Here is a 598-nt window from a genome sequence, read left to right as displayed (position 1 = left end):
ACGCTTCGTCGCCCTCCGCTTCGGCGTCGTCGCCGGCTTCGCCGTCAGTGGCAGCCTCCGCGTCACGATCTTCGAGGCGGCTGCGGCTGCGGCGGCCTCGGCTGCGGCGCCTGCGGCGGCCGGCGGAATCGTCGGCATCTCCGTCCTCGGCGTCGTCCTCTTCCACATCCTCCGGGACGGCCGGAGCCGGACGCACCACAGTGCTCAGGTCCGGGGCCTGGAACAGTACGGAAGTGGGGGAAGCCGGTTCCAGGAACAGAGAGGCAAAGGGGCTGGCGGCTTCCTTCGCAGGCTCCTCCGTTTCGGCCGGTTCCCCTGCAGCGGCGTGTTTCGGCGCATCGCCTGCAGCGCCCGCGTCCGACGGCGCCTGGCCGGCTTCCCGGGCTGCGGGTGCCTCTTCCGGCGCTGCATCAGGTGATTGCTCCTCGGCAAGTGCTGCGGCGGGGGCACCCGTTTCTACCGCCTCGCCGGCAGTTGCCGGCTCCGGTTGCGCCGGAGCGGCCTCCGCCGGAGCAGCTTCCGCAGCGGGCGCTCCTGCCGCTTCGGCTGCCGGGGCAGCGGCCTTCCGGGTGGCAACCCGACGGCGGCGGACGGGTTT

Annotated in this window: 1 pseudogene; it reads right to left on the bottom strand. The window is 73.1% G+C overall.

Features of this window, described 5'->3' with window-relative positions:
- Window positions 1-598 (bottom strand): annotated as a pseudogene (locus AC5RTT_RS20715) (ribonuclease E/G); the annotation flags it as partial.

The organism is Arthrobacter sp. Y3221157 (genome assembly GCF_059089865.1).
This window is presented reverse-complemented; position numbering and strand designations above follow the sequence as displayed.